The sequence below is a fragment of the Mycobacterium heidelbergense genome (genome assembly GCF_050205645.1).
GTDB classification, from domain to species: domain Bacteria; phylum Actinomycetota; class Actinomycetes; order Mycobacteriales; family Mycobacteriaceae; genus Mycobacterium; species Mycobacterium heidelbergense_A.
The window spans coordinates 201,326-227,444 of sequence record NZ_JBNMQT010000004.1 but is presented as its reverse complement, the minus strand read 5'-3'; the positions used below and the strand labels follow the sequence as shown (position 1 = coordinate 227,444).

Genomic DNA, 26,119 nt, shown 5'->3' with positions numbered 1-26,119 from the left:
CACACTCATAGGATGCCGCCAGCCGATACCACGACCAGCACCGCGGAGACCCTTGCCGGATTCGTCGAGGAGCACGCGCGGCGCCGGCCGGACGACATCGCGATCCGGTATGGGGAATTGCAATGGTCGTGGGCCGACTGGGCGTCCCGGATTCGTCGGGTTGCCGGCGCGCTGCGGGCCGCCGGTGTGCGGCGCGGCCAGGCGGTGGCGTTCCTGGACAAGAATCACCCGGCCTGCCTGGAGGTGCTCTTCGCCGCCGCGTCGATCGGCGCCGTCACCACCGTCGTCAACTGGCGCGTGATCGGAGACGAGCTCCTCCACGTGCTGGACGACTGCGGCGCCCGGCTGCTGTTCGTCGGGGCCGAACTGCGCCCGACGGTCGAGTCGATCGCCCCTCGGGTCGCGGGGCTGGAGCGCGTCGTGGTGGTGGGCGGTGACGCCGACGAGTACGAATCCTTGCTCGCCGCAGCGTCACCCGCGCCGGCCGACACCGAGCTCGACGGCGGCGAGACCGCATTGGTGATCTACAGCTCGGGCACCACGGGACGGCCGAAGGGCGTGTTGCTGAGCCAGCGGGCGCTGGTCAACCATTCGGCGAACCTCGCACCGGCGTTTCCGTTCGGCGAAGGGGACGCAAACCTCGTGGCCATGCCGCTCTTCCACGTCGGGGGCATCGGCTACGCGCTGTTCGGCATCCGCGCCGGTGTGCCGACGATCATGACCCGCGAACCCGATGCGGCGGCCTTGATCGCGGCGGTGCGGGCCGGCGCGACCCACGCCTTCTTCGTGCCCCCGGTGATCGCCCGGTTCCTGGACGCCGGCGCGGCGGCGAGCGCGACGCTCTCGGGCCTGAGCCACCTGGTGTACGGCGCCGCACCCATGCCGCTGCCCCTGCTGCATCGGGCGCTCGCGACGTGGCCGGACACGAAATTCGTGCAGGTGTACGGGCAGACCGAATTGTGCGGTGCGGTCACCGCGTTGTCTGACGCGGACCACCGCGACGCGGCCCGGCCCGGCCTGCAGCTGTCGGCGGGAAAGGCCGTGCTGGGCACCGAGATTCAGGTCGTCGATCCCGACACGGGCGAGCGGTTGCCCGCCGGTGAGCCGGGCGAAATCTGGGTGCGAAGCAACCAGAACATGACCGGATACCTGAACCGTCCGGAGGCCACCGCCGAGACGATCACCGCCGACGATTGGGTGCGCACCGGCGACATCGGACGCCTCGACGCCGAGGGCTACGTCTACATCGAGGACCGGCTCAAGGACATGATCATCACCGGCGGTGAGAACGTGTATGGCCCCGAGGTGGAGAGCGTGCTCATCAAGCATCCCGCCGTCGTCGACGCCGCGATCATCGGCGTTCCCGACGACTACTGGGGCGAATCCGTCAAGGCGATCGTCGTGACCACCGACGACGTCGACGCCGGCGAGATCGTCGAGTTCTGCCGCCGGCATCTGGCCGCCTACAAATGCCCGCGCACCGTCGAGTTCATGCCGGAGCTGCCCCGCAACGCGAGCGGAAAGATCCTCAAAACCCAGCTGCGCGAACCCTATTGGAAGGACCGCACGCGAAAGGTATGAGGGATCATAGCCGTCCCTCGACGCGCAGTTCGGGATGCACCCAGTCGGGTGAGCGGCGTTCCTTGAAGGCGCGGAAGCCTTCTCGCGCCTCGGCGTCGCCGAGGCTGGCGGTCATGCCGATGCGGTCGTAGAGGCCCAGGTAGTTGTCGATGCTGGACTTGATGACACCGCGGGCGCGTGGCGCGGTCCGGCACGCCTGCGCGAGCAGGTCTTTGGACGTTTCGATCAGATCCTCGTGGGGCACGACGCGGGTTACCAGGCCCCAGTCGAGGGCCTCGGCCGCGGACAGCACTCGCCCCGTGAACATGAGGTCGCGGGTGCGTACGGGGCCGATGAGCCGCGCCAGCATCTGGCTGTAGTAGGTGTCGGCGTAGCCGCGGAATAGCTCGGGCACCCGGAAGGTCGCCCGCTCGCTGACCACGGATAGGTCGCTGCACAACGCGATCTGCATGCCACCGCCCTGGCACAGCCCGTTGACCGCCGACACGATGGGCTTGCCCGAGGTGCGAACCGCGTCGAACGGCGTGACGTCCATGCCCAGCGCCGATCCGAATGTGATCCAGTTGTCGGTTGCGCCCCCGCCGCCCATGTCGCCGCCGGGCGCGAAGACGTCTCCGGTTCCGGTGATCAGCAGCCCGGCCAGATCCGCGTCCTCGTTGAGACGGCCTACCGCATAACGGATTCCGAAGTACATCGCCGGTGTCATCGCGTTGCGCGCTTCCGGGCGATCGATCGTGCACACGGCGATCGGCCCGTGGCGGTCGAACGATAGATATGGGGTGCCCAGCCAATCCCCTTCGGGGGCGCGGGGGCTGTTCTGCGGTGTCGAATTCTGCGCCACGGGACTCCTCTCACGCGGCGCCGCCATCGGTGCCGCATCGCGCCGTAGGCTCGCTACTGTAGCGATTACAGTAGGCGCCGCCGCGCTTGCCCCGGGCTACTGGTACTGCAGCGTGACCGTGTCGGTTGTCTCGGATGCGCTGTCAATCAGGGTGCGGAGTTTGCCCTGAAGCGTGGTCGTCGCCTCGCCCACCGGTTTCTCACAAAAGCGGCAATTCGTCTTGAACTCCGGCTGGTCCTGCTCATCCGGCCAGAACCGCCGCGGCCCCACCTGCGCTCCCGGGTCGTAGACGACCGACTGGTGCGGGGCCTCCTTGAGAATCCTGCCCACGGTGTGCATTTGCGGGCATTCGAGTTTCAGGGTGCCGATCCCCTCTTGATTGCCAACCATCGTCCACCATCCTTACCGCCGGGTTTGGTCTCGCGCCCATTGTCGCGCGGGTTCCTGGCTTCGCGGAGGGGGCGTGGGCTGCGTGAAACACAAACCGGACACTGTGACAGCGCTTCCGACAGGGAACCCTCCATCGCCGGTCACTCGGTGACGAGCGCGTACCTACCTCGCGGCGGCGCGCACAAGAACCCCGCAAGAATCACGCAAGGTATGAGCGACATCATTGCCGCAATTGCCAGAGCAGCCGTGAACGGTGACTGCTCCCGACCACTTACCGCTCGCGGGAAAGGAACCGAAATGATTACGAGTTCGCGCCACTCCACCGGCGGCCACGAAGCCCCGGGGTCCGGTGCCGACGGCGCATCGGTCCCGGGGAGGAAATGGCGACGGCGCGCAGGCCTCGTCGCGCTGGCCGCGGTTCTGGCGGCTGGGTGCTCGTCGAACGATGCGACCGCATCGCACCAAGCGGCGGGTAACCCCACGACATCCATGCCGACCGCGGCTGCAGAGATGGCGGCCCATGGTGTCGAAAAATCGATCGGCGACGTGCCCTGGTCGCAAGTCGGTCCGGGCTGGATGCTCGCCACATGGAGCCCGGCGGTGAGCGTGCCTCCCGGCGTGTCGCCGCCTCCGGGCTCGCCGGCCCCCGGCACGGTCCCCGTCACCCTGTACCTCGTCGACCCGGCGGGCGGTCGGTACGCGATCACCACCTTCCCGCCGAAGGCTGGACCCAACGGGGTCGAGTGGTCGGGCGACGGCAGCCACGCCCTTTGGGCCTCCGCGGGCCCCGGAAAATCGACGGTTATCACCGAGCTCGACCTGCACAACGGCACCCGCACCACGTTCACCGTTGATGGCTCGTCCGTCGCCCCTCGCTTCACGCGCCCCGAAGGCAAGGCGCTGCTGCTGACAGTGGACAAAAAACTGATGCGGGTCGACCTGGCCGGCAATCCGCAGCTGACCTATCCGACCGACAAGCTCCCGAGCGCCTTCAACGGTCAGTACCTCTCAACCCCGGACGGCACGCAGCTGGTGCTGGGTACCTCCTCAGGCCTTGCTCTGATGGGCAACGACGGAACAGTAGGTAAGGAACTGTCGTCGACGGGAGGAAGCTGCTCACCGGTGCGATGGTGGGACGCCGACGCGAAAACTGTCCTCGCCAGCTGCAGTGGCGCAAACCAGCGCGGACGGCTCTGGCTGGTCCCCATCGACGGTTCAGCACCGACCCCGTTGACTGCGCCGATCACCGATCCGGCGTCGCACGACACCGGCGACATAAGCGCATGGCAACTGCCGGCCGGCACCTTTGTCCAGTACGCGGGTGGATGCGGTGCCATCCACCTCGGCAAGCTCAACCCCGATGGCACGGTGTCCAAGGTGGCGGTTCCCAACGTCGATCCGAGTCACAGCGTCTACGTGATCGGCGTCCACGGCGGGAACCTCGACCTCAAAGCGACGGTCGCCGGTTGCGGACCCGCCGAGTCGCTGCTCGAGTACGACCCCGCCGCCGGCACCACCAATGTTCTGCTGGGACCGCCGCTCAACGGCGGCGCGGTCATCAGCGCGGTGCCTTACCCGGGCGAGAAGTAGCGTGCGACCGCGCCAGCGGCTGGGGCGGCAACGCCGAAACGCCACGATCGTCGCCCTCGCCCTCGCCGTTGCCGTCATCGGCGTGGCAGCGTGCCACTCGTCGCCGCGGTCGACGCCGGCGCCGCAACAAACCGTGCTGCCGCTGCGCGGTCTCAACCACCCCGCCGGCGTCGCGGTGGATACCAACGGCGCGGTGTATGTCGCCGACAGCGGCAACAAACGAGTGGTGAAGTTGGCACCCGGGTCGAACACCCCGACCGTGCTGCCGTTCACCGGGCTCAACTACCCCGACAGTGTGGCGGTGGACGCCGCCGGCGCCGTCTACGTCACTGACGACCACAACAACCGGGTGGTGAAGCTGCCGGCCGGGTCCAACACCCAGACGGTGTTGCCGTTCACGGGCCTCAACGGCCCGGATGGGGTGGCAGTGGATGCGGCCGGCGCCGTTTACGTCGCCGACTACCTCAATGCTCGGGTGGTCGAGTTGGCCGCCGGGAAGACCACCCAGACGGTGCTGCCATTCACCCAACTCGGCCTCCCGCGCGGTGTCGCGGTGGACGGCGCCGGCACCGTCTACGTCGCCGACTTCGGCCGCAAGCGGGTGGTGAAGCTGGCCGCCGGGTCGCCCACCCAGGCCGTACTGCCATTCGACGGCCTCAAAGGCCCCATCGGGGTGGCGGTCGACACCGTCGGAAGGGTTTCTGTCACAGACTATTTCAACAACGCCGCGGTGACTTTGGCGGCCGGATCGTGCACCCAGAACGTGCTGCCATTCACCGGCCTCACCGGCCCCGAGAGTGCGGCGGTCGACACCGCCGGAAATGTGTATGTGGTCGACGCCCAAAACAACAGAGTCGTGAAGCTCTCGTCGGCGCAGTCAACGGCGCCGCCGGCGTGCCGACAGACGGTGCTGCCGTTCACCGGCCTCGACGATCTCTGGGCCCTCGCGGTGGACACCGCCGGCAGCGTCTATGTCGTCAACAACACCTCGGGCGACCACCGCAACGGGGTAATCAAGCTTGCCGCCGGGTCCAACACCCAAACCGACCTGAGGTTCACCGGCCTCGGCTTCCCCGAGAGCGTGGCGGTCGACACCGCCGGCAACACGTACGTCGTCGACAACAAAACCAATCGAGTGTTGAAGTTGGCGCCAGGCTCCAATACCCAGACCGTGCTGCCGTTTTCAGGCGTCGCCCCCCGGGCTGTAGCGGTCGACACCGCGGGCGATGTATTCGTCACCGATTACAGCAAACATCGGGTGCTGAAGTTGGCCGCCGGGTCGAACACGACAACCGTCCTGCCGTTCACCGGCCTCGGCGACCCTTGGGGGATTGCGGTGGACAGCACCGGCGATGTTTACGTCGTCGACTTCGACAAGGTCCTGAAGCTGGCGGCCGGGTCGAACACGCCAACGGTCCTGCCGTTCACTGGCCTCAGCCGAGCCGACGGCGCGCACGGCATAGCGGTGGACACGGCGGGCGCCGTCTACGTCGCCGACTCCGCCAACAAGCGGGTCCTGAAGCTCGCGGCCGGGTCGAACACCCAAACTGTGCTGCCGTTCGCCGGCCTCGGCGAGCCTTGGGGGGTGGCGGTGGACGCGTCGGGCGCCGTCTACGTCACCGACCGCGATAACGCTGAGGTGGTGAAGCTGGCGGCGGGCTGATGGGTCGAAGTGCTGGTTCGCTATCTGCCTGCGCTGCAATGCGTTTGACCGTCTCTAGGCTCCGTCGGAGGCAGGCAGGCGCGACAGGGGCCGACCCACAGCGAACCGGCACAAGAACCAAGCAAGAAACAAGCAAGGCGCCTACCGCAACCTCTACGTGACTGGCCACAACACCCCAGATTCAGAAGCGGCCAACCTTGACCCACCCTTCGCGCCACCAGCAGCCCAGTAAGAGAAGGAACAAGCAGATGAAAATGTTGAACACGAGCAAGATCACGAAACTCGCGCTGACCGCCTCGGCGACGGCAGCGGCGATCATCGCTCTCCCGGCAATCGCGCATGCCGGCCCCGACTACTGGTTTCAATCGCCGTCGGGCGACATCGGCTGCCATCTATTGACCCTCTCCGGCGGCAAAGCCGGCGTCGTCTGCCAAATCCGTGATTACACCTATCCGGTACCGCCACGCCCAACCGGATGCCCCGGAAGTTGGGGTGACGAATTCGGTGTCGTCCAGAGCGAGGCGCCCAAACTGGGCTGCCACCTCGACACGGTGTTCAACCGCGGCCTACAAACACTGAACTACGGCGACTCACTTTCCGCGCAGCCGATCACCTGCGACAGCGAGCCCTCGGGAATGACGTGCACCGATTCCAGCACCGGTCACTTCTTCAGGGTGTCGCGCGACTCATACCAGCTCGGCTGACGGCGCCTTGTCGATCCGCCTCCGATAAGGACAACCCCACCATGTTTGGAAACCAGCGCATACCGGGCCAAGTGGCCCAACTCCATGCCGCCACGCAGCTATCCCCGGCCAGCGCCGGTCAGCGCAAGCAACAGTTGCCCAGCACCGATGTCGACCGCACCGCACCTACACCGCGGCTGGGGCAGCACCGCCGAAATGCCCCCATCGCCGCGCTCGTGCTGCTCGCCGTTGCCGCCATGGGCGTCACCGGATGCAGTAAGACGCCTCCGAGCTACCGGGTTACCGCCACCGTGCCCGTCGGCAAGTGGGCGTCGGAGGTGGCGGTGGACCCGGGTACCCACACCGTCTACGTCACCAACGTCGACGACGCCACGGTGGCGGTGATCGACGGCTCGAAACGCACCGTCACCGCCACCGTGCCCGTCGGCAAGGGTCCGGGCCCGGTCGGGGTGGCGGTGGATCCGGGCACCCACACCGTCTACGTCGCCAACCAATTCGACAACACGGTGGCCGTGATCGACGCTTCGACGCGCACCGTCACCGCCACCGTGCCGGTCGGCGACCATCCGATGGGGGTGGCGGTGGATCCGGGCAGCGACACCGTCTACGTCACCAGCGCCGGCCCCGAGATCCCGGTGTCGGTGATCGACGGCTCGACGCGCACCGTCGCCGCCACCGTGCCTGCCGGCACGCACCCGGTCGGGGTGGCGGTGGATCCGGGCAGCCACGCCGTCTACGTCGCCAACCAATTCGACAACACGGTGGCCGTGATCGATGGCTCGACGCGTACGGTCGTCGCCACCGTGCCCGTCGGCACGCACCCGGCCCACCTGGCAGTGGACCCGGGCACCCACCTCGTCTACGTCACCAACGGGGGCGACGGGACCGTGTCGATGATCGACGCCTCGACCCGCACCGTCACCGCCACCGTGCCCGTCGGCAAGCACCCGGACGAGGTGGCGGTGGATCCAGGCACCCACACCATCTACGTCACCAACAACGCCGACAACACGGTGTCGGTGATCGACGCCTCGACCCGCACCGTCACCGCCACCGTGCCCGTCGGCAAGCACCCGGGCGGGGTGGCGGTGGATCCGGGCAGCCACACCGTTTACGTCACCAACGGCGGCGACAACACGGTGTCGGTGATTGAATCTCGATAATGGTTGCACCGGCGTCTGGGCGAGGCGTGTCGGCTGCCGCCGCGGGCAATGGCTCGCCGTGGCAACGGATTGTCTTGTACGCCAAGGATCGTGCGTGTACCAAACCGAACTAAACCTGTACCAAACCAGGGTGCGACGACACGACCTTCACCGGACAAGAACCGGGCGAATCCAACCGATCATGGAGTACACAAGCCATGTTCGTGCAGGTCAGCAGGGTGGTCCCGGCTGGGATCGAACCAGCGACCTTCCGCGTGTGAAGCGGACGCTCTCCCACTGAGCCACGGGACCGGCGCCGAGAGGCGAACGACGTCGAAGGGTAGCACGACCGGGACATCGCGGGACGCCAGCTGCGCCCGCGGGGGTCGCGCGATAGCCTGGACACGGCCCGCGTCAAGAGATTTGTGTGGGCCCGCTTACGTGGACTATCGTCGTGCTTCGCACCGGGCGACGATCTCGTCCGTTGCGCGCGGATGTAGCGCAGTTGGTAGCGCATCACCTTGCCAAGGTGAGGGTCGCGGGTTCGAATCCCGTCATCCGCTCGAAGGTGCAAGTGGCATCAATCCCAGCGGTGGAGTGGCCGAGTGGTGAGGCAACGGCCTGCAAAGCCGTGCACACGGGTTCGATTCCCGTCTCCACCTCCAAAGTTCGACTCCCAGCGCGATTAGCTCAGCGGGAGAGCGCTTCCCTGACACGGAAGAGGTCACTGGTTCAATCCCAGTATCGCGCACCACAGACACCATCGCCCTATTCACTCATTTGGGAAAAACCCAGCCACATGTGTTTCTTGATCACGCTCATGTGAGCTAACGCCACAACTATCAAACTGCTCAGCGCACCTCCCGCAAGCCCCACTAGGAGTGCAATCAACACCTTGTGCTGGGGCGCCGATTCCCATTGGTGGAGGATCGGTGCGGCCAATCCTTCATAAAGTCCTACCAACACAGCAAACGAAAGAATTGGAACTCCGGTCAACGCCAGACGCTGTTCGGTGGTATCTAGCTGGATTCCCAGGCGCGGCGCGGCTTTCGCCACCAGCAAGTAAACGCAGGTAGTAATGATGATGGCACCCGCCGCCGAGACAAATCCGAGCAGCATCAGATTCACCGTCAAGGAAAACACCAAGAAGGCGCCCATGCATTGCTGTATCCAAAAAATAAGCGCCAGCAACAAGCCGCCCCACAGTCCGATAGCGATTGGACGGGTCACTCGCACAATAACCGCACCGTTAAGCCTAATCTTTAACCTGCGGAAGGCGACGTAATTCAGCAACAGAGAAATTATGAATGCCCCGACGAATCCTATGGCTAGTCCATATACGCCGATGATCGCCATTCTGGTTGCAAACGATACGGGGTGGGACGTCGATTTTACGTTAGGCCCACTTTCCAAAAATAACGGCACTAAAGGAACCGTGACGCCTTCTAAGAGCGCGAACAGCCAGATCAGATGCCAAGACAAGTTGACGTCGACTTTTGCACATCGCTCCTGCATTGATCTCCTGTCGGGCGTCGCGTACTCGCTCGGGATCCCTGGCGCGCGAACAGAAAATCGACGGCACACAACTAGCGTTTGACGAAGGCCCGCCCGCACCCTTGGCAAGACTTTATCGTGGCGGCGGGTGTGAACAGCAATTTATGCGCCCGATAGAACCACGAATGCGCCGGGTACTGTTCGGCGCAACTTGGCCAATCCGGCGCTCGGCACCGCACCGTGCGGCCGACTGACCTTGCATACTGTGACCCACAACGGCGCCACGCAAGCAGCGCCGTTGTGGGTCAGCAGAAGTGATTTAGGCGCAGGTTACTGTTCCGGGTATCGAACCGCTGCAACCAGTTATCGTGCACCCCGTCGATCCCAACATCACTGCGACCAATGCCACGGCCGCCGCGCCAGCTTTCAACATCCGCCGCTTGCTGCTCTTAGCGTTCATCGGATGCGCCTTTCATCTCGGGTTGAACACCTGTGTAACAACGTTTGATGTTACCGCCGCAAGCCACAACGCGGAAGAACATTTTCGCCGTTTTGAGGTCGAGTGTCGGCGCCTATAAAGCACCGAATGCGCCGGCCTATAAATGGAGTCAACAAACTGATAACATGCTGCAGCTCAAACCGAGTTTTCCGGTCAAGATCAAAATTATGCATTCATCATGAACCCACTGGAGCGGGCGGTCGTGGATTTCGTGGCGCGTCAGCTTGGCTGTCAGCCCGAGCGCGTTATCCGGGTCGATTCCTTCACCACCAACGCGGTTTACGAGGCCGACGCGGGCGGGCGTCGATTCGTCGTAAAGGCGTCGACGAGCCTCGACGCGTTGGCGGCCGAGGCGCGGGCGTGTGCGCGAGGGGCTGACGCGGGCTGTGGCGCTCCCCTATTTGGAGCGGCTGGCCGACTAGGGCCTCACGGCCCAACCTGCCCGAATCCGCCGGGACCGGGAAAGAGGTTATGCCAGCCCCGCCGCGGTGCAATGATCGAGTCGCAGTAGTCAGAGGGAGACGCCATGACTGCATTCACGATCACGTCGCGGGGGATGTCCGTCTTTATCGCCGGCCTGGGCGCCGCACTGATGGCCGGAGGGCTGGTCGCCGCTGCGCCGCCGGCCAATGCCGGCTGCCAATATGGAGGACCCGTTATCAGCAAGTGCGATGGACCCGTCCAGCCTGACGGCACCTGGCAACGTTGCGTGGTAGCTACCCACTGGGTTCTCAACGGCATGAGTTCCTACCAAGTACCCGAAAGGCGTTGCGATCCGATGGGCCCCGGCCAGCAGCCTTCGGGTCTCGGCTTCGCTGACCCGCCGACGCACATCGACGACTGAAATTCGCCGCGGTCTCCTACGGGTTCTCCTGCATGACACATTGCACGATCCCGTTGGCGACCCGCGAGTCGAATCCGGTCTGCTCCAATTTCCGAGCTTCCGCGGCAGGGGAAACACCGGCTTTGAGATCCATCCGGACCAGTCCGGCGAGCTGCTGACTTTGTGGGTTGGGTTCGCTCAGCGGGATTTCCGTAATGGTTCCCACGCAACGCCGGTAACCGCTCATATCAGCGCTGGCAGACGGCGCCCCCATTAGCACGACCGGGACGATTAACAGGACGGCCGCCGCGGCGACATTGGTGAATCGCATTCACGCATAGTATCGCCGAGAATGCCCTAGGTAAACGGCCATTTGGGAGGAAGCGCCCGATGAGAAGCGTTGTTGGACAAAGGCGTACGCACGGTTGACATCCGCGAATCGTCCGATTAACTGGTTGGTGCAACGGAATCCGGTGGTAAAGCAGAGGGCACAGTGGGGATCACAACGAAAATCGTCGCCGGCGGGCTCCTCGGCTTCGTCTCATTGTTTTGCGCCGGCATCGCCCGGGGCGACAGCGACCAGGAGAAGGAGGCCTGCCAGCTGATGGACGATCCGGAGGGCGCTCAATTAGGTTATGCGCCAGCCGAATACGCCTTCATGCTGTTGCGTGCGAAGATGTCGGCCGAGACCGCACGGGTTGTCATGTCCGAGGCCGCCCACGACCTCTGCCCCAATCACATCGTCGACCTGCCGGCCGGCTGGCGGTAACGCTCGAAGTCAGTCGGCAACCATGAGTGATGCCGCGAGCGCGTAGGCCCGGACGGCGGTCGCCAATCTCAGCCGCGAGCCATTGAACCGCGCCCATCCAAACGATGCGTCGATCAAGAGATCGGCGAAGCGGGCCAGCTCCTGGTCCTCCGGCGGATTGTCCGCGACTGCGATGGCAGCCCTGCACAATCGCCCGGGGTCGATGTTGTTCCCCCGCACAACGGCTTCCGCAAGCATGATCAATTCGGTAGTGCTATCCACTTTTCTCCCGTTTCGGTGTTGAATCCGGACGCAGTCAACCGCCCCAGGTTTGCGTAGCGGCTCGTATTGGGTGTCTGCGTTTGCCGCCCGAGCGACAAGGCGGTCGCCGGCATGATCGGTGCGGGCCGGAGACGCCAGCCGTTTCATGTTACCAACGGTGCAAACGTGACTATAGATGCAGTCGTCACTATTGAGATACAAGTGGCTCACAGGCCGAAAACACGCCCAGGCCGTTTGACCTCGGACGATGCTCTCCTATCGAGTTCGTCAAGAATTTATTGAGAAACCATAAAGGCCCTGTGCCGATTCTGTTGTCAACGCAAAACAGCGCCCCCCACAACACACATCAGCACAAGGAGTACCCCGATGTTCACTCGCCGTTTCGCAGCCCCCGCCGCCCGCGCCACCCTGACCGCCGCCGCACTCGGCCTCGCCGCACTCGGCTTCGCCGGCACCGCCGGCGCCACCACCGTCGACGACGCCTTCCTCGCGCAGCTGCAAGCCGACGGGATCACGCCGCCCACCGCGGCGCGCGCCATCAACGACGGCCACGCCGTCTGCAAAGCCCTCGACAACGGCCACTCGAGCCAGGAGGTCATCAGCGCGGTGGCCCAGTCCACCGGCCTGAGCGCCAAGGGCGCCAAGACGTTCGCCGTCGACGCCGCCGCGGCCTACTGCCCGCAATACGTCACCTCGACCTAACAGCCACCACCGTCGATGCGGGGGCCCGCCCGGGCCCCCGCATCGAGCCGCGTAAAGCACTGCGCCGCAGCCATTTACGTGGAACCGCTAGCCGCGGCCGCCGAGTCCAGTTCGGCGTCGACCCGCACCGCGTGTGCTTTCTCGTCGCGGGACAGCGCGCGCATCAACAGCAGCACGAACGGCACCCCGACAACATCACCGAGGATCCACCAGACACCGGATGGACGCCCGTCAGCGCCCCAAGGCCGCGAGCGATGCGTCCTGACGCGCGCGGGCGAGGGCGGCGGGGCAGTACGCCTCTGCCGCGATGCCCGTGAACTTCGCGGCACCGTCGCCCGCGAACCCGGGGTTGTATTGCTCCAGGTTCTTGACGACGTCCACGGCGGCCATTCCCCCGGTGACCAGATCGCACACCTTTTTGCCGGCCGCCACCGCGCGGTCGGGGTCCTGATAAGTCAGCCCGGCTTGGTTAAGCGCGGCGAGGAAGGCTTGATCGTTGCCATTGACCGTGTTGTCCGCGTGCGCCGGCGCGGCCATCGCGATCATGGTGGCGACGCTCAACAGCATCGGCAGACGTCTCATAGCTCCCCGATTCTGGCAGAGGCCGCGCCGGCGTGCACCCCGGGCGAATGCCGAGCCGGTGGGCGGATGGTGTTATCTAGGACGACGTGGCGGCCATCATCGTTCTCGACGTCTTTGTCGGCATCATCGCTGTGCTCGGGCTGATTGCCCTCGCGAATCGACTAGGGACACAGCACAAAAACCCGCGCGCCAAAGGCGTCGTGATGGTTATCGATCGGCTCACGCCCCGCCGCCGGGGCCAGGCCCGGCTCGAGGTGAGGCTGCGGATGGCGGGGCCGACCGTGCGTTACGAAGTGGGGCTCGACCTCGAAGCGGGCGGCAATCGGTTCGACGTCTCGACGCCCAAACCCGCGATACGCCCGTCGATGGGCTGCGACGACGAAGAACTGTCGTGGGGTTTTGAAATTCCCGATGACGACCTCGACAGGGTCTGGGTGATCGCCTCGTGGATGGAAGCCCGCGGCACCGGCCTGAGGATGGCGGCACTGGCGTGGAATCTGAGCACGCCCGAGGTCTACGAGTGGAGATGGGCGGCCGACTGGCGGCTTTCGCGGGCTGGCCACTGGCGGAGGCGACGATCGGTTCCGACGCCCCCGCGCACCCTTCCCGGGCTGGGCCCGCTGGAACTCGGCCGGGCGCCGGGCGGCCGCCGCGCGCCAACCACGGCACCCGACGAGGGCGAGGCGGCGCCGACCGAAGATTGACTCCTACGACGGGGTGTCAGGCGCGGGGGTGTCAGAGCTCGGGCTCGAGCTGCTGGCCGAGAGGGCATCCGGGCAGTACGCGTTCTCGGCGATGGCCGCGAACTTGGTGGCTTTGTCCGGGTTCAGCGAGGCGTTCTTGGTTGCGAGCGTCTTGACGACGGACGACACGTCCGTGCCCCCGTTTACCTTGTCGCACACCCATTTTCCGGCCCCCACCGCCGCATCCGCGTCGGAGTAGGAGATGCCGGCGGCTTTGAGCGAGGTGATGAACGCGTCGTCGGTGCTATCGGCGTGCGCGGGCACGGCCAGGCCGATCACGGCGGCAAAACCTGCCAGGGTCAGAAGTAGTTTCATGAGTCAGCATTGTCTCAGCGCAGGTACCGGCCCGCACTACGTGTAACAAACCATTAACCGTCAACCCTCGGTTGACATCACGGAGGCGTCAACCTACCGTTGACGACATGCCCGATTCCACACCCATCGCGTATCCCGTCCGCCTCGACGAGATGATCAACGCGATCAAGCAGGTACATAACGATGCGCTGGATCAACTGGCCGACGCCGTGCTGGCGGCCGAGCATTTGGGTGAGATCGCCGACCACCTGATCGGGCACTTCGTCGACCAGGCGCGCCGGTCCGGGGCGTCCTGGACGGACATCGGCAAGAGCATGGGCGTCACCAAGCAGGCCGCGCAGAAGCGGTTCGTCCCCCGGGCCGAGGCCACCACCCTGGATCCCGAACAGGGTTTCGGGCGCTTCACGCCGCGGGCCCGCAACGCCGTCGTCGCGGCCCAGAACGCCGCGCACCAGGCGGCGAACGCCGAGATCACCCCCGACCATCTGCTGCTCGGCGTGCTGGCCGATCCGGCCGGGCTGGCCGTGCAGCTGCTGCAGCGGCAACAGGTCGACGTCGAAGCGCTCCGGGCCGCCATAACGCTTCCCCCGTCCACCGGTGAGCCTCCCAAACTCATCCCGTTCAGCGGCCCGGCGCGCAAGGTGCTCGAACTGACCTTCCGGGAGGCACTTCGGCTGGGCCACAACTACATCGGCACCGAACACCTGTTGCTGGCCCTGCTCGAGCTCGAGGACGGCGCCGGCCCGCTGCACTCCGCCGGCGTCGACAAAGGCCGGGTTGATGACGATGCCGCGGCGGTGCTCGAAGCACTGGCCAGCGGCAAGTACCCCTCCCCTTCGCCATAGCGCCTGTGCAATCATGCGAGGATGCATCGCTGGCTGATCGCCCTGTCCGCCTTCCTCGTTGCCGCCGCGGGCCTCACCGCCGCCGGGATTGCGGCTCCGCCCGCGCGGGCTCAAGACGCACCGATCGGACACATCGGCGACACGCTTCGGGTGGCCACCGACACCTACATCGCCGACGTCACCGTCAGCAGCGTCGCGCCCTGCGACCCGCCGCCCGGATTCGGCTACACCCGCAGCGGGGTTCCGATCAAAAGCTTCCCCGGCAGCACCCCTAACCGCGCCGATGTAACGGTCCGCGCGATCCGGGTGCCCAACCCGTTCATCATGGCGACCGTGTTCAGCTTCGACGGGGTGACGCCATTCGCCGACGCCTACAAGCCGCGTGCCACCGACGCACCCGACGCGCTGGACAACGTGCTCACGAATGCGCCCAACGGGGCGATCGTGCGGGGCGGGGTGTACTGGGACGCCTACCGCGATCCGGTCTCCAATGTCGTACTGCTGGACAAGAAGACGGGCCAGCATCTCGCGCAGTGGAACCTCTGACGCTCGAGGTTCACCTCGCCACGACGGACGACGTCGATGCCGACGAGCTGGCCGCGGTCGCCGCGCGCACCTTCCCGCTGGCGTGTCCGCCGTCGCTGGCGCCGGAGAACATCGCGTCGTTCATCGACACCCACCTGTCGGCCGCCCGCTTCGCGGAATACCTGGCCGACCCGCAACATGCCGTACTCACCGCCGCGCGCAACGGCCGAATCATCGGGTACGCCATGCTCGTTCGCGGCGTTGAGGCCGCCGAGCTGTCGAAGATCTACGTCCTCCCGGAGTTGCACGGCACCGGGGTCTCGACGGCGCTGATGGAGCGCGCGCTGGCACTGGCCGCCGACTGGGGCGTGCGCCGCGTCTGGCTGGGAGTCAACCAGAAAAACCAACGCGCACAACGCTTTTACGCCAGGAGCGGTTTCGAAGTCAGCGGCACCAGGAAGTTTCACGTGGGCGACGGCACCGAGGACGACTTCGTCATGACCCGCGAGGCGCGTTGACCGCGGCGGTCAGCGCCAAAAGCCGTGACGTCGCCCGCAAATACTTCTTTCGGTACCCGCCGGCCAGCATCTCCTCGCTGAAGATGGTGTCCAGCTTCGCCCCGGACGCCACCACCGGGACGCCGGCGTCGTACAGGCGATCGGTCAGCGACACCAGCCTCAGCGCGACGTTCTGGTCGTCGATGCCGTGCACGCCGGTCAAAAACACCGCCGTCACACCCTCGATGAGGGTCAGATACCGCGACGGATGCATGGTCGCGAGGTGCGCGCACAGCGCGTCGAAGTCGTCGAGCGTCGCGCCCTCGACCACCGCGGCACGCGCGGCGACCTGATCGTCCGGCAGCGGCGCCGGCGCCGGGGGCAGATCGCGGTGCCGGTAGTCCGGGCCCTCGATCCGCACCGTGGTGAAAATCCTTGCCAGCGTGTTGATTTCACGCAGAAAGTCCTGGGCGGCAAAGCGGCCCTCACCGAGTTGCTCGGGCAGGGTGTTGGAGGTGGCGGCCACCGACACGCCCCGCTCGACCAACGACGAGAGCATCCGCGAGATCAGGGTGGTGTTGCCCGGGTCGTCGAGTTCGAACTCGTCGATGCACACCGCCGTATAGTCGGCCAGCAGGTCGATGCATTCGGCGAAGCCGAACACCCCGGCCAGCTGGGTCAGCTCCCCAAATGTCGCGAACGCCTTGGGGCCCGGCAATTCGTAGTAGGCCGAGGCCAGCAGGTGAGTCTTGCCCACGCCGAAACCGCCGTCCAGATACAGCCCGACGCCGGGCAATACCGCCCGCCTGCCGAACAGCTTTCGGCGGCCGGTCCGGCGCTGCACCGCCTCCCCGCAGAAATCCCGGCAGGCCACGACGGCCGCCGCCTGGGTGGGTTCGGCCGGATCGGGGCGGTACGTCGCGAAGCTCACGTCGGCGAACGTTGGCGGCGGGCGCAATTGGGCGATCAGCCGCTCGGGCGACACGGTGGGATGCCGATCCACCAGCTGAGCCACCCGGCCGGAAGCGGACCCGTGCATGCAGGAACTGTAGCGGCGTGCTGCAATCGAGCCCATGCCCCTTCCTGAGGCGCCGCCGCTGACGCTGCTCGGCACGGCGCGCGAACTCGACGACGGCGAACTCCCCCAGCTCTACGCCTATCCCGACGGGACATGGGTGCGGGCGAACTTCATCACCAGCCTGGACGGCGGCGCCACCGCCGACGGCAAAACCGGAACCATGGCCGGGCCCGGCGACCGATTCATCTTCCACCTGCTTCGCGAGCTCGCCGACGTCATCGTGGTCGGCGCGGGCACCGTACGGATCGAGGGATACTCCGGGGCGCATCTGGGCGCGGTCCAACGCCAGCGCCGGCAGGCCCGCGGGCAAAGCGAAGTCCCGCGACTGGCGATCGTGACGAAGTCGGGCCACCTCGACCGGGACATGGGCGTGTTCACCCGCACCGAAGTACCGCCGCTGGTGCTCACCTGCACGGCGGCCGCCGATGCGACACGCCGCCGGCTCTCCGGTCTTGCCGAGGTCATCGACTGCTCGGGCCGCGATCCGGACAAGGTCGACGAGGCCGCCCTGCTGGCGATCCTCGGGGCGCGCGGCATGCGCCACGTCCTGACCGAGGGCGGACCGATGCTGCTCGGCGCGTTCGTCCAGCGCCACCTGCTCGACGAACTGTGCCTGACCATCGCGCCCTACGTCGTCGGCGGCCTGGCACGGCGCATCGCCACCGGCCCGGGCCAGGTGCTCACCCCGATGCGCTGCGCGCATGTTCTCAGCGACGACGCCGGCTACCTGTACACCCGCTACGTGAAGGTCTAGCTACTGTGGTCGGCATGAGTCGGCAGCTGGCGTCCGCGGCGATCCTGGTCGCGGCGAGCGTCGCGGTGGCCGGCTGCGTCCCGGGCCTGGGCGCCGACCCGCGGTTCGCCACGAATTCCGGTGCCCGCCCGCAGGGCGCGGCCACGACCAAGCCGCCGCCGGCCGGTCCCCCGCCGATCGCCGCGCCCAAGAACGACTTGTCCTGGCACGACTGCACGTCACAGCTTTTCAACGACGCGGCGCTGCGACCCCCGGCCGGGATCCAACTCGACTGCGCGAACTACGACGCCGACCTCGACCCCGTCAACGGCGGGTCCGGGACGGTGACAATCGGCGTGGTCCGCGCGCGGACGAGCCAGACCCCGAAGGACGCCGGGCCCCTCGTCTTCACCACCGGCTCCGACCTCGCGTCCTCCGCGCAGTTGCCGGTCTGGCTCTCCCAGGCGGGCGCCGACGTGCTGCAGACCCACCCGATCGTCGCCGTGGACCGCCGCGGCATCGGCATGTCGAACCCGATCGACTGCCGGGATCACTCCGCCCGCACGGCCATGCGCGATCAGGCGCAATTCCAGACCGGCGACGACCCGGTCGCCAACCTGTCCGACATCGCCAACACCGCCACCACCAACTGCACCGACGCCATCGCGCCCGGCGACAACGCCTACGACAACGCACACGCCGCCTCGGACATCGAGCGGCTGCGCAGCCTGTGGGACGTGCCCGCCGTCGCCCTGGTCGGCATCGGCAACGGCGCCCAGGTGGCGCTGGCCTACGCCGCGTCGCGGCCCGACAAGGTCGCGCGGTTGATCCTCGATTCGCCAATTGCCTTGGGCGTCAACGCCGAAGCGGCCGCCGAACAACAGGTCAAGGGCCAGCAGGCCGCACTCGACGCGTTCGCCGCCCAGTGCATTGCGGTGAATTGCGCGCTCGGCGCCGATCCCAAGGGCGCCGTCAGCGCGCTGCTGGCCGATGCCCGCGCGGGCAAGGGGCCCGGCGGCGCGTCCGTGGCACAGGTCGCCAACGCCGTCACCGTCGCATTGGGCTTCCCGTCGGGCGGCCGCGTGGGCGCCACCACCAGCCTGGCCAACGCGTTGTCCGCGGCGCGGTCCGGCGACGCCAACCAGCTGAACAGCTTGATCAACCACGCCGACGCTACCCAGGACTCCGACGGCCAGTTCGTCAACTCCTGCAGCGACGCGATCAACCGGCCGACCCCGGATCGGGTTCGCGAACTGGTCGTCGCGTGGGGCAAGCTCTACCCGCAGTTCGGCACGGTCGCCGCGCTCAACTTGGTCAAATGCGTGCACTGGCCCACCGGTTCGCCGCCCGCGCCGCCGAAGAAGCTCAAGGTCGACGTCCTGCTGTCCGGTGTGCAGAACGACCCGATCGTGGGCAGCGAAGGGGTCGCCGCGACCGCCGCCACGATCATCAACGCCAACGCGGCCAGCAAGCGGGTGATGTGGCAGGGCATCGGCCACGGCGCCAGCATCTACTCGCCGTGCGCGGTGCCGCCGCTGATCGGCTATCTCAACAGCGGCAAACTGCCCGGAACCGACACCTACTGCCCCGCCTGATACTTGGCCCCCTACCCCCGGTGTACGGTGCGCTGGTGACCGCGCTCCTGGACGCCTTTCGACCCCGCACCGGCGCACCGAGTACGGCGACGATATTGCGGTCGGCGCTGTGGCCGGTGGCCATCCTGTCGGTGCTGCATCGCAGCATCGTGGTCACCACCAACGGCAACATCACCGACGATTTCAAGCCGGTCTACCGCGCGGTGCTGAACTTCCGGCGCGGCTGGGACATCTACAACGAACACTTCGACTACGTCGACCCGCACTATCTGTATCCCCCCGGCGGCACGCTGCTGATGGCGCCGTTCGGATACCTGCCGTTCGCGCCGTCGCGCTACCTGTTCATCCTGATCAACACGATCGCCATCCTGATCGCCTGGTACCTGTTGCTGCGGCTGTTCAAGTTCACGCTGTCCTCGGTGGCCGCCCCCGCCCTGCTGCTGGCGATGTTCTGCACCGAGACCGTGACCAACACGCTGGTGTTCACCAACATCAACGGGTGCGTGTTGCTGGCCGAGATGCTGTTCCTGCGCTGGCTGCTGGACGGCAGGGTGAGCCGACAGTGGTGGGCCGGATTGGCGATCGGCCTGACCCTGACGCTCAAACCCGTGCTGGGGCCGCTGCTGTTGCTGCCGTTGCTGAACCGGCAGTGGCGAACGCTGGTGCCGGCGTTCGCGGTTCCCGTCGTCATCAACCTGGCCGCCTGGCCGTTGGTGAGCGACCCAATGGACTTCGTCACCCGCACGGTGCCTTACATCATGGGCACCCGCGACTACTTCAACAGCTCGATCGAGGGCAACGGCGTGTACTTCGGGCTGCCCACCTGGCTGATCGTGTTCCTGCGAATCTTGTTCACGCTGATCGCGATTGGCGCCCTGTGGCTGCTCCGCTACTACCGCACCCGCGACCCGCTGTTCTGGTTCACCACGTCGACAGGCGTGCTGCTGCTGTGGTCGTTCCTGGTGCTGTCGCTGGCCCAGGGCTACTACTCGATGATGCTGTTCCCGTTCCTGATGACGGTCGTGTTGCCCAACTCGGTGATCCGCAACTGGCCGGCATGGCTGGGGATCTACGGCTTCATGACGCTGGACCGCTGGCTGCTGTTCAACTGGATGAGATACGGCCGCGCCCTGGAATACCTGAAGATCACCTACGGCTGGTCGCTGCTGCTGATCGTGACGTTTACGATCCTGTACTTCCGGTATTCGGACGCCAAGGCCGAGGACCGGCTGGACAACGGGATCGATCCGGCGTGGCTGACGGCCAAGCGCGAGCACGCCGCGCTGATCGCAAGCGCGGCGGAGCCGGGCGCAGCGGGTCAGCGCCATCCGAGCTAGCGTGGATGCATGACTAGCCCGAAGCTGCAGCTGACCGACGACGAGTGGCGCAAGAAGCTCACGCCGGAGGAGTTTCAGGTGCTCCGTCGCGCCGGTACCGAGCGGCCGTTCACCGGTGAGTACACCGACACCAAAACAGAGGGTGTTTACCAGTGCCGGGCGTGTGGGGCCGAATTGTTCCGCAGCACAGAGAAATTCGAGTCGCACTGCGGCTGGCCGTCGTTCTTCGACCCGGCCAACTCCGACGCGGTGGTCCTGCGCCCCGATCATTCGATGGGCACGACGCGCACCGAGGTGCTGTGCGCGAACTGCCACAGCCACCTGGGCCACGTGTTCGCCGGCGAGGGTTATCCCACGCCCACGGATCAGCGGTACTGCATCAACTCGATCTCGCTGCGCCTGGTCCCGGCGAGCGCCTAGCGTTCCATCCCCTTCCGCGACACATAACCAGTTGCGACGACTCGCCGAAGCGCACCGCAACGGTTTATGTCTCGCGGCATCCGCGACGGATGAGCGCGTCGCGCACGCGACGCACCACATCCTGAGGTTTGTCCTCGGCGATCACCCGGACGACGATCCAGCCCAGCCGTTCGAGATTGCGTAGTCGCCATTGGTCTCGCACGTATTGGCGGCGATCGGCGCGGTGTTGGTCGCCGTCATACTCGGCGGCCACTTTGTACTTCTCCCAGCCCATATCGAGCACGCCGACCGTTCGCCAGTTCTCATTCACCGGTATCTGAGTCTCCGGAACCGGCAACCCCGCACCGATCAGCAGGAGACGCAGCCAGGTTTCTTTGGGCGACGCAGCGCCCGGATCGACGAGCGGAAGCGTCGCGCGTAGCCGCCGCAGGCCCCGCGCACGCGGGTACCGCTTGGCCAGCAGCCCCACATCCTCGATGCAGAACGGGGTCGCTCGCATCAACGCATCGAGCCGCGCCACAGCCTCGTTCGTCGGCAGTCGCCTTGCCAAGTCAAATGCTGTCCGCGCGAGGGTGGTCACCGACAGGCCCGCGACCCGGGTGATCTCATCCGGCTCGACGCGCCGATTGCGGGTGATCACGCCAACCGGAGCGTGCTGGTTACGCCAGATCAGCTCGATCGGCTCGTCGTCGTCGATCCAATTCGAGCCATGCAAGGCCGCGGCGGCGAGCCCTGCCAGAACGCCGCCCCGGTCGGACCACAGCCACGCCGCCGTCGAACGTGTTCGCAGCGTCGGCGTCACGCCCTCCGCCAGATAGACGTCGGGATAGATCGCACGGAATCGGGTGCGCAATTGGTAAGGACTCAGCCGCCCCTGCCGCACGGCCTCGCTGCCAACAAACCCGTCGTCCATGACCGAAAGACGCACCTACTGGCAACCAGGCTCCGCCAGACATAAACCATTGCGACGTATGTCGGCGTGTCGTCGCAGACGTTTATGTGTCGCGGCCCTAGCGGGTGCGAGCGTAGGACCTGCGTCAGTCCGCGCGGGTGGCGTGGCATTCCCAGAACGGCGCGTGCACCCGGCCGCCCTGCAGCCACGGCTCCATCGCCCGGAACCGCTCCATCAGCGTCTGCGCCTGTTCGGCCATGTCGGGGTTGCGCGCGGCCATCAGCTCGATGGTCTCGGCGCTGATGTTGATCTGGTAGGTGGTCGTGCCCAGGTACGTGATCTCCCAACCACCGAGGGGCAGCACGTCACGAAAATCGTTCTCGGACAACGACCGCATCATCTTGAAGCCGTTGACGTCGTGCTCACCGAACTCGAACATGTAGAGCCGCGCCCCGGGCTTGGTGGCCCGGCGCAGCGCCTGCACGTAGGACTGCTGCAGCTCCGGATCCGTGCTGAAGGTGTGGTAGAAGGCGCAGTCGATGACGGTGTCGAAGCGGCCATCGAACCCGTCGAGCTTGGTCGCGTCGGCCAGCTCGAAGTTCACCGACACCCCGGCCTTCCGCGCGTTCTCGCGGGCCCGCTCCAGCGCGCCTTCCGACCCGTCGATCCCGGTCGCCGAGTAGCCCTTGGAGGCGTAGTAGATCGCGTGATGGCCCGGGCCGGTGCCCGGGTCGAGCACCTCGCCTTTGACCGCGCCCAGCGCGACGAGCTGCTGCACCACCGGTTGCGGGCCGCCGATGTCCCACGGCGTGGCGGTGGGCAGGCCGTGCGACAGCCGCTCGTCGCGGTACATCTGCTCGAAACGGGTCGGATCGGTGGGGTCGAATTGTGTTGTCATGGCAGCGCGTTCACCAGTTGCTCGACGGGCACCCGCGGGCCAGTGAAAAACGGTGTCTCCGCACGGGTATGGCGTCGCGCGTCGGTGGCCCGCAGCTCCCGCATCAGGTCGACGATGCGATCCAGCTCGGGCGCCTCGAACGCCAGGATCCATTCGTAGTCGCCGAGCGCGAACGCCGGCACCGTGTTGGCCCGGACGTCCTTGTACTCGCGGGCGGCCATGCCGTGCTCGGCGAGCATGCGGCGGCGCTCCTCGTCGGGCAGCAGGTACCACTCGTAGGACCGCACGAACGGATACACGCAGATGTACGCGCCGGGCTCCTCGCCGGCCAGGAACGCCGGGATGTGGCTCTTGTTGAACTCGGCGGGGCGGTGCAGCGCCACGCTGCTCCACACCGGCGAGCAGGCGCGCCCCAGGGTGGTGGTGCGCCGGAAGTCGGCGTAGGTCGCCTGCAGCGCTTCGACGCGTTCGGCGTGCGTCCAGATCATGAAATCGGCGTCGGCCCGCAGACCCGACACGTCGTAGAGGCCGCGCACCACGACGCCGCGTTCTTCCTGCAGCTTGAAAAACGTCGACGCGTCATCGATCACGGCGTCGCGCTGCTCGCCCAGCTCGCCGGGGCGCACCGAGAACACCGAGAACATCAGGTAGCGAAGCTGCGAATTCAGGGCGGCATAATCCAGTCTGCCGTCGGGTTTGGCCATGAAACCTATCGTGCCACTTCCGCATCCGCGGCCTCGACGGCCCTGATGACGCGCTCGGCCGCGCGGCCCGCCGCGCCGATGCACGCCGGCACGCCGATCCCGTCGAGGTAACCGCCGGCCACCGCGAGCGTCGGCGGCAGCCCGGCGCGCACTTCGGCGACCACGTCGGCGTGGCCCGGCCCGTACTGCGGCATCGCGTCGATCCAGCGCCGCACCCGGGCTTCGAGCGGCTCGACGTCCAGGCCGAACACGGCGGCCAGGTCGCTCACCGCCCAGGACAGCAGCTGCTCGTCCGACGCGCTGGAGGCCAGGTTGTCGCCGTAGCGACCGAACGACAGGCGCAGGAACTGCGTGTCGCCCGCGATCCCCCACTTGCGCGACGACAGCGTCAGCGCCTTGGCGTGCAGGCGCTCGCCGCTGGCGACCAGCACCCCAGAGCACTCGGGAAGCGGCGTGCTGCCCGGCACCGCCAGCGCCACCACCGCCGACGACGCGCTGCCGATCCGGCCCGCGGCGACGCCGCTGCGCGGGGCGACCTCGGCCAGCAGACGCGCCGCCCGCGGCGCCGGAACCGCGAGGATCACCGCGTCGGCGTGCCAGGAAGCGCCGGTGTCGTCGAGCAGGGCCCAGCCACGGCCGGCCCGTTCGAACCGGTCCACCCCGGCTCGGACCCACCGCGGCCGGGCGCGCTCGACCAGCTCGTCGATCAGCACCCGATAGCCGCCGTCGAGCGCGCCGAACACGGGCGCGTCGCTCGCCGGCGGCAACCCCTGCCGGACCGCGTCGGTCAGGCTGGTCGCGCCGCGGTCCAGCGCCGCCGCCACGGTCGGCGCCGCCGCGCGCAGCCCGATCGTCGCCGCCGAGCCCGCGTACACCCCGCCCAGCAGCGGGTCCACCGACCGGGCCACGGTCTGTTGGCCGAACCGGTCGCCGACCAATTCGGCCACCGCGGGGTCGCCGCCCGGTTGCCATCCGAGGGGGTGGTCAGGTTCGGCGTCGATGCGCGCGACGGTGGCGTCGTCGACCAGCCCGGCCAGCGAGGACCCCGACGATGGGATCCCGACGACCGCGGCCGTCGGCAGCGGGTGCAGCTCGTGGGCGCTGTAGATCAAGGGCCGGGCGCCGGTGGTGGTCAGCTGGCGCCCCGACAGGCCCAGCTCAGCCAGCAGCGCCGGCATCTCGGGCCGGCGCCGCACGAACGCTTCGGCCCCCACGTCCATCGGCCGTCCGGCCACCAGCTCGGTGCGCAGCACCCCGCCGAGGTTCTCGGCCGGATCGAACAGCGTGATCGCCGCGTCATCACCGGCCGCCGCGCGCAGCCGGTAGGCCGCGGTCAGTCCCGAAATCCCGCCGCCCACAACACAATACGAGCGCGTCATAGCGAGTGGACCAGCGCCACCAGCTCGGTCAGTACGCCGGGGTCGGTCTCCGGCAGCACCCCGTGACCGAGGTTGAACACGTGGCCCGCGGCGCCCGCGTCGACGGCCCGGCGCCCGTCGTCGACGACGGCCCGTGCGGCGCGTTCGGTCACCGGCCAGCCGGCCAGCAGCACCACCGGATCAAGGTTGCCCTGCAGCGCGGTGCCGGGTTCGACGCGGGTGGCGGCGTCGGCCAGCGCGGTTCGCCAGTCCACCCCGACGGCGTTTGCCCCGGCCGCCGACATCGCGCCCAGCAACTCGGCGGTTCCGACCCCGAAGTGCGTCATCGGCACGCCGCATTCGGACAGGGTGGCGAACACCCGCGAGCTGTGCGGTAGCACGTATTGGCGGTAGTCGGCCAGCGACAGGGTGCCCGCCCACGAGTCGAACACCTGGATCGCGTCCACCCCGGCATCGATCTGGCCGCGCAGGAAGGCGATGGTCAGATCGGTCAGCTTCGACATCAATGCGTGCCAGCTCGTGGGTTCGGCCAGCATCATCGCCTTGGTGCGGGGGTGGTTGCGGCTCGGGCCACCCTCGACCAGATAGGACGCCAACGTGAACGGCGCGCCGGCGAAACCGATCAGCGGAACGTCGCCCAGCGCGTCAACCAGCAGCGACACCGCGTCACACACCGGCTGAATCGCTTGTGGCTCAAGCGGTTTCATGGCGGCGATGTCGGCGTCGGTGCGCACCGGGTGCGCGATCACCGGGCCGACGTCGGTGACGATGTCCAGATCGACACCCGCCGCGCGCAGCGGCACCACGATGTCGGAGAACAGGATCGCCGCGTCGACGCCGTAGCGGCGTATCGGCTGCAGGGTGATCTCGCAGGCCACCTCGGGCTCGAAACAGGCCGCCAGCATGCTGTGTCGCTCGCGCAGCGCCCGGTATTCGGGCAGCGAGCGGCCGGCCTGCCGCATGAACCACACCGGCACCCGGTTGGGTTTGCGCCCGGTGACGGCGGCCAGGTACGGCGACTCGGGAAGCTCGCGACGAGCGCGCGCGGGGTGGTCGGGGTCCTTCATTGGCCTCAATGCTGCCACGAGGCCCGGCATTCGCTTGCGTAACATCAAGC

General features: G+C 67.1%; 28 protein-coding genes, 4 tRNA genes and 2 pseudogenes. 19 read left to right on the top strand and 15 right to left on the bottom strand.

Annotated elements, in window-relative coordinates:
• Positions 1–12: 12 nt before the first annotated feature.
• Complete coding sequence (locus ACQI5H_RS06370) at positions 13–1,581, top strand: long-chain-fatty-acid--CoA ligase (protein ID WP_427078544.1); 1,569 nt, start codon at positions 13–15, stop codon at positions 1,579–1,581.
• Between the two features lie 4 nt (positions 1,582–1,585).
• On the opposite strand, the gene ACQI5H_RS06365 is transcribed toward ACQI5H_RS06370, so the two are convergent.
• Together ACQI5H_RS06365 and ACQI5H_RS06360 are read right to left on the bottom strand one after the other, a co-directional pair.
• Positions 1,586–2,449, bottom strand: coding sequence for an enoyl-CoA hydratase/isomerase family protein (locus ACQI5H_RS06365; protein ID WP_427078543.1), 864 nt, complete (start codon positions 2,447–2,449; stop codon positions 1,586–1,588).
• 69 nt (positions 2,450–2,518) lie between these two features.
• Positions 2,519–2,812: a hypothetical protein gene (locus tag ACQI5H_RS06360; protein WP_427078542.1), complete on the bottom strand. Its 294-nt coding sequence runs from the start codon at positions 2,810–2,812 to the stop codon at positions 2,519–2,521.
• A gap of 297 nt (positions 2,813–3,109) precedes the next feature.
• Here ACQI5H_RS06360 and ACQI5H_RS06355 point away from each other — a divergent pair, with 297 nt between their 5' ends.
• The 4 genes and pseudogenes from ACQI5H_RS06355 (at position 3,110) to ACQI5H_RS06340 (ending at position 7,932) form a co-directional block, all read left to right on the top strand.
• Entirely contained in the window at positions 3,110–4,402 is a 1,293-nt protein-coding gene (locus ACQI5H_RS06355; RefSeq protein WP_427078541.1) for a hypothetical protein, read from the top strand.
• 160 nt (positions 4,403–4,562) lie between these two features.
• Positions 4,563–6,059 (top strand): annotated as a pseudogene (locus ACQI5H_RS06350) (NHL repeat-containing protein); the annotation flags it as partial.
• A 260-nt stretch (positions 6,060–6,319) separates the two neighbouring features.
• On the top strand, positions 6,320–6,769 hold the full coding sequence (locus ACQI5H_RS06345) for a DUF6636 domain-containing protein (RefSeq protein WP_427078540.1): 450 nt from the start codon (positions 6,320–6,322) through the stop codon (positions 6,767–6,769).
• Positions 6,770–6,810: 41 nt separating this feature from the next.
• The gene (locus tag ACQI5H_RS06340; RefSeq protein ID WP_427078539.1) at positions 6,811–7,932 is read left to right on the top strand and encodes a YncE family protein; all 1,122 of its coding nucleotides are present in this window, start codon (positions 6,811–6,813) and stop codon (positions 7,930–7,932) included.
• A gap of 219 nt (positions 7,933–8,151) precedes the next feature.
• Here ACQI5H_RS06340 and ACQI5H_RS06335 read toward each other — a convergent pair.
• A tRNA-Val gene (locus tag ACQI5H_RS06335) sits at positions 8,152–8,223 on the bottom strand.
• A 178-nt stretch (positions 8,224–8,401) separates the two neighbouring features.
• Here ACQI5H_RS06335 and ACQI5H_RS06330 point away from each other — a divergent pair.
• From ACQI5H_RS06330 to ACQI5H_RS06320, 3 genes are all read left to right on the top strand, one after another.
• Positions 8,402–8,474: transfer RNA gene (locus tag ACQI5H_RS06330), tRNA-Gly, on the top strand.
• Between the two features lie 28 nt (positions 8,475–8,502).
• Positions 8,503–8,576 (top strand) — tRNA-Cys (locus ACQI5H_RS06325).
• Between the two features lie 14 nt (positions 8,577–8,590).
• Positions 8,591–8,665: transfer RNA gene (locus ACQI5H_RS06320), tRNA-Val, on the top strand.
• A 14-nt stretch (positions 8,666–8,679) separates the two neighbouring features.
• Here ACQI5H_RS06320 and ACQI5H_RS06315 read toward each other — a convergent pair.
• The gene (locus ACQI5H_RS06315; protein ID WP_427078538.1) at positions 8,680–9,267 is read right to left on the bottom strand and encodes a hypothetical protein; all 588 of its coding nucleotides are present in this window, start codon (positions 9,265–9,267) and stop codon (positions 8,680–8,682) included.
• 1,163 nt (positions 9,268–10,430) lie between these two features.
• Between ACQI5H_RS06315 and ACQI5H_RS06310 the strand changes: the two genes are divergently transcribed.
• Entirely contained in the window at positions 10,431–10,748 is a 318-nt protein-coding gene (locus ACQI5H_RS06310) for a CDGP domain-containing protein (RefSeq protein ID WP_427078537.1), read from the top strand.
• A 16-nt stretch (positions 10,749–10,764) separates the two neighbouring features.
• On the opposite strand, the gene ACQI5H_RS06305 is transcribed toward ACQI5H_RS06310, so the two are convergent.
• Positions 10,765–11,058, bottom strand: coding sequence for a hypothetical protein (locus tag ACQI5H_RS06305; RefSeq protein ID WP_427078536.1), 294 nt, complete (start codon positions 11,056–11,058; stop codon positions 10,765–10,767).
• A gap of 162 nt (positions 11,059–11,220) precedes the next feature.
• Between ACQI5H_RS06305 and ACQI5H_RS06300 the strand changes: the two genes are divergently transcribed.
• Positions 11,221–11,496 (top strand): hypothetical protein, encoded by a 276-nt coding sequence (locus ACQI5H_RS06300; RefSeq protein ID WP_427078535.1) that lies wholly within the window; start codon positions 11,221–11,223, stop codon positions 11,494–11,496.
• Positions 11,497–11,505: 9 nt separating this feature from the next.
• Here ACQI5H_RS06300 and ACQI5H_RS06295 read toward each other — a convergent pair whose 3' ends face one another.
• Entirely contained in the window at positions 11,506–11,757 is a 252-nt protein-coding gene (locus ACQI5H_RS06295) for a hypothetical protein (RefSeq protein ID WP_427078534.1), read from the bottom strand.
• A gap of 366 nt (positions 11,758–12,123) precedes the next feature.
• On the opposite strand from ACQI5H_RS06295, the gene ACQI5H_RS06290 reads away from it, so the two are divergent.
• Positions 12,124–12,459, top strand: a complete 336-nt coding sequence (locus ACQI5H_RS06290) for a DUF732 domain-containing protein (protein WP_427078533.1) — start codon at positions 12,124–12,126, stop codon at positions 12,457–12,459.
• Between the two features lie 74 nt (positions 12,460–12,533).
• Here the strand turns inward: ACQI5H_RS06290 and ACQI5H_RS06285 are convergent.
• Together ACQI5H_RS06285 and ACQI5H_RS06280 are read right to left on the bottom strand one after the other, a co-directional pair.
• Positions 12,534–12,707: pseudogene (locus ACQI5H_RS06285) on the bottom strand (cytochrome c oxidase assembly protein); the annotation flags it as partial.
• The gene (locus ACQI5H_RS06280) at positions 12,691–13,026 is read right to left on the bottom strand and encodes a DUF732 domain-containing protein (protein WP_427078532.1); all 336 of its coding nucleotides are present in this window, start codon (positions 13,024–13,026) and stop codon (positions 12,691–12,693) included. The pseudogene ACQI5H_RS06285 and the gene ACQI5H_RS06280, both read right to left, overlap by 17 nt.
• A gap of 101 nt (positions 13,027–13,127) precedes the next feature.
• Between ACQI5H_RS06280 and ACQI5H_RS06275 the strand changes: the two genes are divergently transcribed.
• Positions 13,128–13,745, top strand: a complete 618-nt coding sequence (locus ACQI5H_RS06275) for a hypothetical protein (RefSeq protein ID WP_427078531.1) — start codon at positions 13,128–13,130, stop codon at positions 13,743–13,745.
• A gap of 3 nt (positions 13,746–13,748) precedes the next feature.
• Here the strand turns inward: ACQI5H_RS06275 and ACQI5H_RS06270 are convergent, their stop codons facing one another.
• Positions 13,749–14,099 carry a DUF732 domain-containing protein gene (locus ACQI5H_RS06270; RefSeq protein ID WP_427078530.1) on the bottom strand — a complete coding sequence of 117 codons (351 nt, stop codon included), beginning with the start codon at positions 14,097–14,099 and terminating at the stop codon, positions 13,749–13,751.
• 107 nt (positions 14,100–14,206) lie between these two features.
• Between ACQI5H_RS06270 and ACQI5H_RS06265 the strand changes: the two genes are divergently transcribed.
• From ACQI5H_RS06265 to ACQI5H_RS06255, 3 genes are read left to right on the top strand one after another with little or no spacing between them, the layout of a single operon-like run.
• A complete protein-coding gene (locus tag ACQI5H_RS06265) occupies positions 14,207–14,944 on the top strand; it encodes a Clp protease N-terminal domain-containing protein (RefSeq protein ID WP_427078529.1) in 738 nt (245 codons plus the stop codon).
• A 21-nt stretch (positions 14,945–14,965) separates the two neighbouring features.
• The gene (locus ACQI5H_RS06260; protein WP_427078528.1) at positions 14,966–15,490 is read left to right on the top strand and encodes a hypothetical protein; all 525 of its coding nucleotides are present in this window, start codon (positions 14,966–14,968) and stop codon (positions 15,488–15,490) included.
• A complete protein-coding gene (locus ACQI5H_RS06255) occupies positions 15,478–15,987 on the top strand; it encodes a GNAT family N-acetyltransferase (RefSeq protein ID WP_427078527.1) in 510 nt (169 codons plus the stop codon). The genes ACQI5H_RS06260 and ACQI5H_RS06255 overlap by 13 nt, the downstream gene beginning before the upstream one ends.
• Here ACQI5H_RS06255 and zapE read toward each other — a convergent pair.
• Positions 15,965–17,041, bottom strand: a complete 1,077-nt coding sequence (gene zapE, locus ACQI5H_RS06250) for a cell division protein ZapE (protein ID WP_427078526.1) — start codon at positions 17,039–17,041, stop codon at positions 15,965–15,967. The genes ACQI5H_RS06255 and zapE overlap by 23 nt on opposite strands.
• Between zapE and ACQI5H_RS06245 the strand changes: the two genes are divergently transcribed.
• Genes ACQI5H_RS06245 through msrB form a run of 4 tightly spaced genes read left to right on the top strand, consistent with a single transcriptional unit; the run spans position 17,040 to position 21,129 of the window.
• Complete coding sequence (locus ACQI5H_RS06245; protein WP_427078525.1) at positions 17,040–17,798, top strand: pyrimidine reductase family protein; 759 nt, start codon at positions 17,040–17,042, stop codon at positions 17,796–17,798. The genes zapE and ACQI5H_RS06245 overlap by 2 nt on opposite strands.
• A 14-nt stretch (positions 17,799–17,812) precedes the next feature.
• A complete protein-coding gene (locus ACQI5H_RS06240) occupies positions 17,813–19,372 on the top strand; it encodes an alpha/beta fold hydrolase (protein ID WP_427078524.1) in 1,560 nt (519 codons plus the stop codon).
• Positions 19,373–19,392: 20 nt separating this feature from the next.
• Entirely contained in the window at positions 19,393–20,709 is a 1,317-nt protein-coding gene (aftC, locus tag ACQI5H_RS06235; protein WP_427078523.1) for an arabinofuranan 3-O-arabinosyltransferase, read from the top strand.
• 9 nt (positions 20,710–20,718) lie between these two features.
• Positions 20,719–21,129: a peptide-methionine (R)-S-oxide reductase MsrB gene (msrB, locus tag ACQI5H_RS06230; RefSeq protein WP_427078522.1), complete on the top strand. Its 411-nt coding sequence runs from the start codon at positions 20,719–20,721 to the stop codon at positions 21,127–21,129.
• A gap of 64 nt (positions 21,130–21,193) precedes the next feature.
• Here msrB and ACQI5H_RS06225 read toward each other — a convergent pair whose 3' ends face one another.
• From ACQI5H_RS06225 to hemE, 5 genes are all read right to left on the bottom strand, one after another.
• Entirely contained in the window at positions 21,194–22,042 is an 849-nt protein-coding gene (locus ACQI5H_RS06225; protein WP_427078521.1) for an endonuclease domain-containing protein, read from the bottom strand.
• A gap of 124 nt (positions 22,043–22,166) precedes the next feature.
• Entirely contained in the window at positions 22,167–22,919 is a 753-nt protein-coding gene (locus ACQI5H_RS06220) for a class I SAM-dependent methyltransferase (RefSeq protein ID WP_427078520.1), read from the bottom strand.
• Positions 22,916–23,623 (bottom strand): hydrogen peroxide-dependent heme synthase, encoded by a 708-nt coding sequence (gene hemQ / locus ACQI5H_RS06215; RefSeq protein ID WP_427078519.1) that lies wholly within the window; start codon positions 23,621–23,623, stop codon positions 22,916–22,918. The genes ACQI5H_RS06220 and hemQ overlap by 4 nt, the downstream gene beginning before the upstream one ends.
• Before the next feature lie 5 nt (positions 23,624–23,628).
• Entirely contained in the window at positions 23,629–25,002 is a 1,374-nt protein-coding gene (locus ACQI5H_RS06210) for a protoporphyrinogen oxidase (protein ID WP_427078518.1), read from the bottom strand.
• Positions 24,999–26,069 (bottom strand): uroporphyrinogen decarboxylase, encoded by a 1,071-nt coding sequence (gene hemE, locus ACQI5H_RS06205; protein WP_427078517.1) that lies wholly within the window; start codon positions 26,067–26,069, stop codon positions 24,999–25,001. The genes ACQI5H_RS06210 and hemE overlap by 4 nt, the downstream gene beginning before the upstream one ends.
• Positions 26,070–26,119: the final 50 nt, after the last annotated feature.

Coding starts and splice junctions, on each gene's coding strand:
- ACQI5H_RS06245 (WP_427078525.1), top strand. CDS start 17,040: ATGCCCCTTCCTGAGGCGCCGCCGCTGACGCTGCTCGGCACGGCGCGC.
- ACQI5H_RS06360 (WP_427078542.1), bottom strand. CDS start 2,812: ATGGTTGGCAATCAAGAGGGGATCGGCACCCTGAAACTCGAATGCCCG.
- ACQI5H_RS06240 (WP_427078524.1), top strand. CDS start 17,813: ATGAGTCGGCAGCTGGCGTCCGCGGCGATCCTGGTCGCGGCGAGCGTC.
- msrB (WP_427078522.1), top strand. CDS start 20,719: ATGACTAGCCCGAAGCTGCAGCTGACCGACGACGAGTGGCGCAAGAAG.
- ACQI5H_RS06340 (WP_427078539.1), top strand. CDS start 6,811: ATGTTTGGAAACCAGCGCATACCGGGCCAAGTGGCCCAACTCCATGCC.
- ACQI5H_RS06210 (WP_427078518.1), bottom strand. CDS start 25,002: ATGACGCGCTCGTATTGTGTTGTGGGCGGCGGGATTTCGGGACTGACC.
- ACQI5H_RS06270 (WP_427078530.1), bottom strand. CDS start 14,099: ATGAAACTACTTCTGACCCTGGCAGGTTTTGCCGCCGTGATCGGCCTG.
- ACQI5H_RS06370 (WP_427078544.1), top strand. CDS start 13: ATGCCGCCAGCCGATACCACGACCAGCACCGCGGAGACCCTTGCCGGA.
- zapE (WP_427078526.1), bottom strand. CDS start 17,041: ATGGGCTCGATTGCAGCACGCCGCTACAGTTCCTGCATGCACGGGTCC.
- hemE (WP_427078517.1), bottom strand. CDS start 26,069: ATGAAGGACCCCGACCACCCCGCGCGCGCTCGTCGCGAGCTTCCCGAG.
- ACQI5H_RS06310 (WP_427078537.1), top strand. CDS start 10,431: ATGACTGCATTCACGATCACGTCGCGGGGGATGTCCGTCTTTATCGCC.
- ACQI5H_RS06355 (WP_427078541.1), top strand. CDS start 3,110: ATGATTACGAGTTCGCGCCACTCCACCGGCGGCCACGAAGCCCCGGGG.
- ACQI5H_RS06290 (WP_427078533.1), top strand. CDS start 12,124: ATGTTCACTCGCCGTTTCGCAGCCCCCGCCGCCCGCGCCACCCTGACC.
- ACQI5H_RS06365 (WP_427078543.1), bottom strand. CDS start 2,449: ATGGCGGCGCCGCGTGAGAGGAGTCCCGTGGCGCAGAATTCGACACCG.
- ACQI5H_RS06265 (WP_427078529.1), top strand. CDS start 14,207: ATGCCCGATTCCACACCCATCGCGTATCCCGTCCGCCTCGACGAGATG.
- ACQI5H_RS06305 (WP_427078536.1), bottom strand. CDS start 11,058: ATGCGATTCACCAATGTCGCCGCGGCGGCCGTCCTGTTAATCGTCCCG.
- ACQI5H_RS06315 (WP_427078538.1), bottom strand. CDS start 9,267: ATGGCGATCATCGGCGTATATGGACTAGCCATAGGATTCGTCGGGGCA.
- hemQ (WP_427078519.1), bottom strand. CDS start 23,623: ATGGCCAAACCCGACGGCAGACTGGATTATGCCGCCCTGAATTCGCAG.
- ACQI5H_RS06280 (WP_427078532.1), bottom strand. CDS start 13,026: ATGCTGTTGAGCGTCGCCACCATGATCGCGATGGCCGCGCCGGCGCAC.
- ACQI5H_RS06345 (WP_427078540.1), top strand. CDS start 6,320: ATGTTGAACACGAGCAAGATCACGAAACTCGCGCTGACCGCCTCGGCG.
- ACQI5H_RS06220 (WP_427078520.1), bottom strand. CDS start 22,919: ATGACAACACAATTCGACCCCACCGATCCGACCCGTTTCGAGCAGATG.
- ACQI5H_RS06225 (WP_427078521.1), bottom strand. CDS start 22,042: ATGGACGACGGGTTTGTTGGCAGCGAGGCCGTGCGGCAGGGGCGGCTG.
- ACQI5H_RS06260 (WP_427078528.1), top strand. CDS start 14,966: ATGCATCGCTGGCTGATCGCCCTGTCCGCCTTCCTCGTTGCCGCCGCG.